Annotated in this window: 8 protein-coding genes; all 8 read right to left on the minus strand. The window is 70.6% G+C overall.

Going from position 1 to position 8,711, the window contains the following annotated elements:
* Positions 1–706 precede the first annotated feature (706 nt).
* On the minus strand, positions 707–1,240 hold the full coding sequence (locus ABZ749_RS22210; protein ID WP_357230529.1) for a hypothetical protein: 534 nt from the start codon (positions 1,238–1,240) through the stop codon (positions 707–709).
* Between the two features lie 104 nt (positions 1,241–1,344).
* Positions 1,345–2,022 carry a GGDEF domain-containing protein gene (locus ABZ749_RS22215; RefSeq protein WP_357230532.1) on the minus strand — a complete coding sequence of 226 codons (678 nt, stop codon included), beginning with the start codon at positions 2,020–2,022 and terminating at the stop codon, positions 1,345–1,347.
* 95 nt (positions 2,023–2,117) lie between these two features.
* On the minus strand, positions 2,118–3,026 hold the full coding sequence (locus tag ABZ749_RS22220) for a MarR family transcriptional regulator (protein WP_357230535.1): 909 nt from the start codon (positions 3,024–3,026) through the stop codon (positions 2,118–2,120).
* A gap of 91 nt (positions 3,027–3,117) precedes the next feature.
* Positions 3,118–3,393, minus strand: coding sequence for a hypothetical protein (locus ABZ749_RS22225; RefSeq protein WP_357230538.1), 276 nt, complete (start codon positions 3,391–3,393; stop codon positions 3,118–3,120).
* A 113-nt stretch (positions 3,394–3,506) separates the two neighbouring features.
* Positions 3,507–4,175, minus strand: a complete 669-nt coding sequence (locus ABZ749_RS22230) for a hypothetical protein (RefSeq protein ID WP_357230541.1) — start codon at positions 4,173–4,175, stop codon at positions 3,507–3,509.
* 402 nt (positions 4,176–4,577) lie between these two features.
* Positions 4,578–5,294, minus strand: coding sequence for a hypothetical protein (locus tag ABZ749_RS22235; protein ID WP_357230544.1), 717 nt, complete (start codon positions 5,292–5,294; stop codon positions 4,578–4,580).
* 477 nt (positions 5,295–5,771) lie between these two features.
* Positions 5,772–6,647 carry a replication-relaxation family protein gene (locus tag ABZ749_RS22240; protein WP_357230547.1) on the minus strand — a complete coding sequence of 292 codons (876 nt, stop codon included), beginning with the start codon at positions 6,645–6,647 and terminating at the stop codon, positions 5,772–5,774.
* A gap of 211 nt (positions 6,648–6,858) precedes the next feature.
* A partial coding sequence (locus ABZ749_RS22245; RefSeq protein WP_357230550.1) for an ATP-binding protein occupies positions 6,859–8,711 on the minus strand: 1,853 nt, incomplete at its 5' end.

The raw sequence follows: 8,711 nt of genomic DNA on the forward strand, positions 1-8,711 counted from the left end.
CGCGGATGTGCGGTTGCATCGACTCGCGGTCCTTGGCCAGGAGGAGCCGCTTGAAGGGCCGCGCCGGGGACGCGGCGGGGCAGCCGATGCGGGACCCGCGGCAGTAAGTGGGTGGCAGCGGCGGCGAGGCCGTTGGTGAACCATCCGACGAATCCGAGAGGGTCGCGGGCCGGCGGTTGTGGTGTGGGTTCGCGGACAGGTGCCGGCTGTGACGGTGGTGCGTCGCGCGCGGCACGCATCGCCCGTTGCGCCTGCCTCGCGGCCGAACACGGCCCGCTCTGGTCGGCGCACTGCAGGTTGACGCACCGATTGCCGGGTCCGGGTTGATGGGCGGTGAGGACGTCCACGGCCAGCCGCCACAGCAGGGGATCGGTGACGTCACGGGGGAGGAGGGCGCGGTGAGACGGTCGGGTTTGGCTGCGGTCAGACATGGCGGGCGACCTTCCGTCGGGGTTGTGGGCAGGGGTCACCGTCCGGTCGGCGCCGGTCGTGTTGTGCCTGATGGCAGCCCCCGGACAATGACCTGATTGATCGACGCTTCTCTCTCGATGAAGGTCAAGTCGTCTGCCTCGGGTGTGGTGCCGTAGGGCACGGGGTGTGACGCGCGGGTGAGGTTGGGACCCGCGCTGCCGGCGTGGCGTCGGCGGCCGTCAGGAGGCTGTCGGCGTGATTCGGCCGGGCCTGCTGGTGGTCTGGACGAGACGCGTCAGTGCGGAGCGAGTGGCCGTCGCGTCGTCGTGGTCGACGTGGTCGTCGACGCGGACCACGGGGTGCGGTTCACGTCGCAGCCTCGTGATCCGGTAGCCGCGGCGGTCGGCGTCGACCGCGTCAACGCGGCGGATCTCGTGCAGGTCGTCGGACTCGACGAGGACGTCCTCGTAGCACACGGCCCAGGCCAGCAGCCGGCGTCCGGAGTGGGATCGGCGAGGAGGTCCATGATCAGGCCGACGTCGACGCAGGCCGCGAGGGTGGGCCGGGCGACCGGCTGGTTGATGTCGAGCGCGGTGGCGAGGTCCGCCAGGAGGTCGGCGAGTCCGGCGCGGTAGCGGCCGATGCGGGTGTCGTTGAGCGGTAGGTGCACGGCGCGCATCTGGCGTCTCGTGCCGTGCGGCGCGGTTGGGGCCGGCCGGTCCTGGACGAGCAGCACAAGCGGCGGGCGGCCCCAGCCGAGCAGGTCGGCGCTGGCCTCAACGTGCAGCAGGCACCCGGTCAGGGTGTGAACGGCGTCGAAGGACATCACGGGGAATCGGGCTCCTTGATAAACGCGAAGCCCCGCAGGCCGAATCGCCTGCGGGGCTTCTGGTGCGTGCGGGGACGTGGTGCGGTTCTCACGCAATGGGCGTGTTATCGCAGGTCGCGGTAGCGGATAGCGATGCCCTGCGGCGTGGTGTGGTCCGGGTCGTGGGCGCAGACGTCAGAGCGCGTCCGTTTGGCTAGGTACATGGCTTGGTCGGCCGCGTGCAGGAGGTCGCGGGGCAGCATGTCCGGCTCGGCGAGCGCGTAGCCGACGCTGGCGGTGACGATCACCTGCTGCCCGGGGATCTCGTACGGTAGCTCCGAGATGCTCCGGTGGGCGGCCTCGGCGGCAGCCTCGACGTCGCCGTCGTCGCCGTGCACGACGAGAGCGAACTCGTCGCCGGCGAGATGCGCGGCCATGGCTACCGACGGCCCGAGGGTTTTGAGGCGGCGTCCGACCTCGCGCAACAGGTCATTGCCGTACTCGTGGCCGTAGGTGTCGTTGACCTGCTTGAACCGATCGAGGTCGATGAGGACGAGCCCGAGTGGCTCCCCGAGCGAGAATGTGGCCTCAAGGTGGGTCCACAGGGCCCGCCGGTTCGGCAGGTCGGTCGTGTCGTTGTGCGTGGCCAGCCGGCGCCAGTAGGACCGGTCACGGTCGCGGGCAGCCAACGCCCGCCGCAGATGGTGAATGAGGTGCCGCTGCCGGACGAGCAGTGCCGCGGCGACGGCGAGACCGGCGAGGACTCCGCCGGCCGCCGCGAGATACGAGCTCAGGTGACACACTTGACGTCGCTCCTTGTCTTCGAAGGAGCACCGGGGCGGGCGTGGTTCCGCCAAGTTCGACGCCCGCCCCGGGCTACCAGCGGTAAGAGGGTCTGCTAGCTGGTTGTCGGGGCGAGCTGGAAGGTCGCCGGCTTCTCGGCGACCTGAACGGCGGCCCCGTCGGTGACGAGCTTGTGCACGGCGTTGACGACCGCGCCCGCGCTGGCCTTGGCCGAGTCGGTGCCCTCGTTCGCCTGGTCGATGGCCTTGCACAGCTCGCTGGTCTTGAACGGCTGGCCGGGATGGGCTTCGAGCACGTCGAGGATGGCCCCGCGCAGGCTGCCCTTGGACCGGCGCGGCTTCCCGCCACCTGACGCGCTCGAAGCCTCGGACGGGCTGCTGGACGCGACGGCGTCGTCGCTGCCCGCCGGATCGAGACGGGGTCGGGAGTCTGCCTGACCAGACGCGCCGGCCGCGGCCGGATTCTCGGCGTCGGCCGGAGAAGCCTCGCTCGGCTCTGTGGTCGGTGCGTCGGGATCGGCGTCCTCTTTCGCGGGCGGTACCTGGAGGGCTGCCCGGTCCGCGTCGCTGTTCGGCGTCGGTCGGTGTTCGTCGTCCGGCGGGAGACGGGTTGACTCGTCGTCCGGTCTCGCCGCCGAGGCGGTGTTCGCCTCCTCTGCCGGGCCGGGGGCATCGTCCGGTCCGTGAGCCTCGTCGACTATGCCGTCCGTCAGCGCGGGGGACGGGTCGCGCCTGGCGTCGCTTGTGGTCGCTGGCGGGTCGCCGCTGTCGGTGCTGGTCGCCGTGTTCGGCAGGTGCCGCCAGAGCGTGCGGCCGTCGTCGGCGCGCAACGATTCGGCCCGGCCTACCTCCGCGAGGGTGCGCAGTCGTTTGGTGGCCGTCGAGTAGCCGACGCCGGCGCGCTGCGCGATCGCGGCGGCCGTGTCCTGGCCTAGTGCTGCCAGAGCGGCGGCGACCTTATCGAGGGCGCTGGGCGCCGCGGTCTGGTCGATCAGGTTGTCCATGAGTCCTCCCTGTGGGGGCTGTTGCATCTGCCTGGATGTGGCGTGCACTGATTCACGCTTCGGCAGCGCCTCGTGATCAAGTGCGGTGCGGCTATGGCTGGCCGAAGACGTGGTCGCAGCGGCTCGGGTCGACCGGTAACCACGGCAGGCCCCAGCCGATCCGATACCGCCCACCGGTCGGCTCCACGAGGTGGACGCCGCCGCCGAGGGACACCGGACGGGCGATGGTGAGCGTGTGTCCGTCGAAGCCGACAGTGCGCCAATCACCGCCGACGTAGCTGGCCATCGCGTCGAACGTCTGGGTAAGGGCGATCACGGCCTCGTAGTCGAGGGCGAGTTCGAAGCTGCCGTTCCACCAACCGGCCACCGTCGCGAGGTATCCCTCGTGGTAGCGGTGGAAGCCAGGGACCGGTTCGTAGCGCAGCCACCGACCGGAGAAGACGGCTGTGCTGCCCTGACGTGGCGTGTAGTCAGGGGTCGTTACCGTTGGCCCTCCTGGCGGTCGGTGCCGATGGCGGTGGGGGAGGGGCCGAGGTGACTCGCCGCCGTGACCTTGCGGGCGCTGGACCAAGCGACCCCTGATGCCTGAGCCGACTGGGCGAGCCAGTCGGCCGCGTCCTGCAACCATGCGCGGATGTCGTCGACGGCGTCGATGACATCGCCCCCCTCGCTGTCATCGAGGCTGGGGAGATGTGCCTGGCGGGCTTGGTCGAGGAGGTAGGACCCGGTCTGTGCGTGCACCCGGGCGAGCAGCCGAGTGCTGCGGTGCAGGTGCCCGATCAGGGAGGAGACGTCGGAGGGCGTCGGCAGGGTGAGCAGCGCGCTGAACGGCCCAGTGGCCGTGTGCAGCCAGCGGCTGAGGTGCTCGGCGGCGGTGATGGCGCTGCCCAAACGGGCGGGGTCGTAGGGACCGTCGACGGCGAACAAGCGGCTCATCTCATCGAGCCAGGTGCTGGTCTGACTGTCGACCGGAAGCGGGTCGGCGACGAGGGCCGGCTGGGAGGGTTGGCCGTCGGCAGCCGCGCAGATGGGGCTGTTGTCCGCCAGATGCCACCAGGGAATGCCCCCACGGTAGGCGTTGGTCCAGTGCGTGGCGGGTTGGTCTGCCACCGGCTCGTTGCAGACGGGGCAGATCGGAAGTTGAATCATGAAGCGCTGTCCCTTCAGGCAAAACGATGACGGCGACCAGGGCTTGGTCGCCGACAACTCGTGGGATGACTAGGGGTTGGTGCTGGCGCTCACCGGCTTACGCGTAAGAGGAAAAGACGGCCGTTTCGCTGGCCGGCAGCGCAGTCAGCGCCCCAGCCAGAGGCGGCTGGCACGCCGGGGCAAGATGCGGCGCGGGTATCTACCGACACCGTGAGCCGGTAGCCAGGATGATGAGCAGGGCGGCGCGCCGGCGTGTGCGGCGGCCGAAGCCGTGCGCTGAGGTGCGGGGATAGCTGGTGGTTCGCAACGCCGCGGAGCGGGCGTGGACTCAGCCAGGGGAGAGGCATTCGGGCTTGTCGAACAGGAGCCTGGCGGGCCCCTGTCTCTTTTGGGCCGGCTCTGTCAGAGCGCGACCGCGAGCAGTCGCTGGTCGGGGTCGATGGCGTCGAGCAGCCGGTTGGCCTGTTCGAGGTAGGTCACCCGGTCGGCCATGGCGTCGCTGGCCGGGGCCAGCTTCGCCCCTTCGGCGGTGATCAGCGCGTCGCCCGCGAGGGCGGTCAGGGCGCTGTGGTGCTGGTAGGCCATGCAGCCGGCCTGGTACATCTCCAGTTCGCTGAGGCGGATCTGCCCGGCGCCGTAGGTGGCGGCGTTGTGCATCCGGATGGCGTTGACACGGGGCTGATGGGTGAAGTCCGCGACGGCCGTGTCCCACGGGTACTGCTGAGGGCATGCCAGGTGGCGGGCCTCATAGACATGCCACGCAGTGGCGTTGCGGGTGCCGTGCACGGCGCGACTGAACACCTGATGGCGGATGCCCGCCCCGACACCGGCGGCTTGACGCAAGCCGGTCAGGTCGAGCAGTCGCGCTGGTCCGCCGGCGCAGTAGGCCGGGCAGCCCTTGCGCAGTCCGAACATCTGGCTGCGCTGCCACAGGCGCAGGGCGGGGCTGGCCCAGAAGCGGGGCGACAGCATGCCCTGCACGCCGAAGTTGCGGTCGAGCTGGTGTGCGGTCAGGGACGCGCGGGGCAGGTCGCCCGGCACGAAGACGATCATGGTGCGGATCGTCGCCGTCGGTGTGGCAGCCGGCGAGGTTGCCTTCCTGGTCGGGTTCTTGGGCATGAGTGGTCCTCCTTGGGGTTGGGCGCGTCAGGGCGCGCGGAGATGACCGGCCCACTGGGTGCGTGGGTCGGTTCCCGGAGAGTGCGGTTGCGGGTTGGTGCGGTGCGACCTGGGGTCGCCGCGCGGCGCGGCGCCGACCGGCCCCGGGAGGGGCGGGTGGGCGAGGCGCACCGGTAGGTGCGGCGGTGGTTCCGAGGTGGGACCCGACCGGGGTGGAGTTGATGAGGTGGTGTTGTGCCGTGAACGGTAGGGGACAGTTCTGTCAGGCCGTTCCGACGAGTTGATCGCCGAAAAGTGGAGTTGACCTGCGCTGTGAGGCGTCCGGGCTCGTAGAGGAATCCTCGTCGGCTCGGATGCTGTGAGCCTTCGCGACTCTCACAGATGATCTTGTCCGCTGACAGACGTCGGCGACGGTGGTCGGTTTGCCGGCGGTGCTCACTCTGGCAGGTGTCGGTGCGCTGGCCTGCGGTGTGAGTTCTACCGGTGGTCGAAGCGCCGTGGGTTGGTGACTGTGTCGGGGCCGTGGTCGCAGGGCAGCTCGTGCAGGTACCGCCGGTGGGTGGGGTCCGAGACAAGCGTCCACACCCGACTCGCCGGGTCGGGGCCGTGGACGGCGGTGGCGATCGGGCTGGCGGTGCTCAGTCCGGCGAGCACGCCGAGGAGGCTCGCTTCGCGGCGCCGGCTGGGGACCCAGAACAGCACGGGGTAGCGGGGGCCGAAGGTGGTGAGGCGTTCGTAGCCGCGCAGCTTGGCCACTACCCGGGCGAGGTTCTCGGTGTCGTTGTCGTGCTCGAGGAAGAAGCCGGTCGAGGTGTCGCCGTGGGTCCAGACGCCGTGCCCGTCGGGGCGGATGGCGGCTTGGGCGTAGACGGTGGTGGCGTGCTGCTCGGACCACCAGCGCGACAGCTGGGCGTCGGGTGTGTGGCGGGCGGTGGCGATGAGGTCGGTGAAGAACTGGTTGACGCCGAGCAGGTGGTTGACCTGGCCGCTGGCGGCGATCCGCTTGGCCCGTTCCAGGGAGCTGCGCGGTGCCTTGTGGCTGGTCCCGGTCGGGTCGTGGTAGACGGTCGGGTGTAGCTGCAGTCCGACGGGGCCGAGGGTGTAGAGCAGCGATCCGTACCGGCCGTGGGCGCCGCTGCGGCCGAAGCGGTGTAGCACGTCGAGGCGGTGCAGGATCGTCAGCCGCCGTTGGGCGGTGCGCCGGGTGTCGAAGAGGGCGCTGGTGATTTGGTCGGTGGACAGCAGGTAGTGCTCGGCGAGCAGGGTCAGCAGGGCGTGGTCGCGGGGGACGATGCGACCGAAGACCGCTAGGGGATCGGGGTTGCGGGAGGCGGGGGGAACGCGGGAGTACACGACGGTTGCTCCTGGGCAGGATGGGTTCCCCTCCCGATCGGGAGGGGTGTCTGGGACTAGGGAGGTTGGTGCGGAGGGCCTGTCACGGGGCGTGTGCGGCACTGACAGCCCAGGTCAGCACTGTGCTGCGGATGCCCGACGGTCACCGGTGACGATCCCGATGGTGAGCCGGTGTGCGACCCGGTTGACGCCAACGTCTGACAGGGAACCGTTAGCTCCGGTCGCTCTTTGGACGGGATCGACGGTCGTCGGGTCTGCGGCTGAGCCGTTCGACGAGGTCGTCGACGGCACTGGTGTCCTGGCTCGGTACCGCCGAGGCGGCGGCCTGACGGATGGCGGTCGCCTCGCCGACGACCGGCTTCGGCGGACGGGTCTTCATCGTGAACGCCGGGGTTTGTCGTCCGTTGACCACCAGCCGCGCGGCGCAGGTGTACGCGTCGAGGTGGGCGAGGTCGTGCTCGCCTAGTTCCGGCAGGGTGTGCCGGGACAGCACCTTCGCGTCCTCTGGCGCCACAGTGAAGTACACCTTGTTGCGGGCGTTCGCCGACGCCGCGGCGAGCAGGTCGCGGGGGAACTGGGCCAGGTCCTGGTGGGCGAGCACGAGTGACAGCCGGTACTTACGCGCTTCGGCGAGCATCGTGTCGAGGGAGTTGGCCAGGGTCAGGAAGTTCTGGGCCTCGTCGATGATCAGGGTCGCGTCGCGGCGCCGGTCGGGTGCGACGCCGGCGCGGGCGGTGGTGGCCTGCCATACCTGCGCGAGGATCAGGGAGCCGAGCAGCCGGCTGGTGTCCTCGCCGAGCACGCCCTTGGGGATGCGGACGAGCAGCACACCGCCGTCGAGGACGCGGCCCATGTCGAAGCTCGATTTGGGGTAGCGCATGGTGCGTTTGACGAAGTCGCGCAGCAGGAACGCGCGCAGCCGGGCGAGGACCGGTCCGATGACCTGCGATCGGAGGCTGTCGTTGAGGCTGTCGTACCACTGCCAGAAGCCGCTGAGCCCGGCCGGGTCGTCCAGGTCCACCGTCATCGCCGAGCGGAACTGAGGGCTGTTGAGCAGCGGGGGGATGTGTTGCAGGGTGACGTTGTTGTGGCGCAGCAGGGTCAGGCAGGCCACCCGCATGACGTCGTCCATCCGCGGTCCCCACGCCTTGGCAAAGATGTTCCCGAAGATCGACACGAGGTTGTCGACGACCAGGTCGGGGTCGTCGCCTTCGAGGGGGTTCAGCGTCGGCGGGTTGTCCTGGTCGGGGTCGAAGAGCACGACGCGGTCGGCGACGCCTGCGGGGAGCCGGTCGAGGATGTCCAGGACGAGGTCGCCGTGCGGGTCGATGACGACGGTGCCGCGGCCGGCCTTGATGTCGTCGAGGGCCATATTGACCAGCAGCGTGGTCTTGCCGGAGCCCGTGGAACCGATCACATGCAGGTGATACCTCGCGTCCGCCACCGACAGCCCAACACTGTGGCCGCCGATTTCGGCGTCGCCGAGCATCTTCACCCCACGCCCGCCGCCGGGGACGGCGACCGGCGCCGGCATGGACGCGGCCCGCGCCCGATCGAGGCCGGGCACGGCAAGGTCACGCGGCAGGGCCGCGAGGGCGGCGAGTTCCGGGGCGGAGGTAAGGAATCCGGGCCCGAGGCGGCGTGCGGCGAGGACGGCCACCGGGGCGGGCATCCGGGCGCGGTGGGTGAGCCGGTTGCGGCCGGTGTAGATGGCGAACGCTGAGGCAAGGGTGTCGGCGATGCCCCGCAGCCGGCCACGTGGGTCGGTGCCGGGGCGCCGGTTGGTGGTGGCGACGGCGTACCGGATGCCGGTCTGCCACAGCGGGTGCGCGGTCTTGTCCAGGATCGCCCGGACGTCGCGCTCGACGGTGGGATCCCGACGGGACGCCGGCGCCGTCGCGCGGCCGGTGGTGCCGGCGCCGGGCAGGAACGCGTCCAGCAGCCACCGCACCGGCGCGGCCGGGTTGATCGCCGGGACGGCGGTGGTGCCGGCCCGCAGCCGCCCGGCCGAGAAGGGCCTGGCCCTGTCCGGGTTGGACAGCGACAACGTCATGGTGGTCGACG

Origin of the sequence: Micromonospora sp. NPDC047753 (assembly GCF_040642735.1) — a bacterium.
Classification (GTDB): domain Bacteria; phylum Actinomycetota; class Actinomycetes; order Mycobacteriales; family Micromonosporaceae; genus Micromonospora.

Excerpts from the sequence above, each read along its gene's own strand:
- ABZ749_RS22220 (WP_357230535.1), bottom strand. The coding sequence starts at position 3,026 with ATGGACAACCTGATCGACCAGACCGCGGCGCCCAGCGCCCTCGATAAG.
- ABZ749_RS22230 (WP_357230541.1), bottom strand. The coding sequence starts at position 4,175 with ATGATTCAACTTCCGATCTGCCCCGTCTGCAACGAGCCGGTGGCAGAC.
- ABZ749_RS22235 (WP_357230544.1), bottom strand. The coding sequence starts at position 5,294 with ATGCCCAAGAACCCGACCAGGAAGGCAACCTCGCCGGCTGCCACACCG.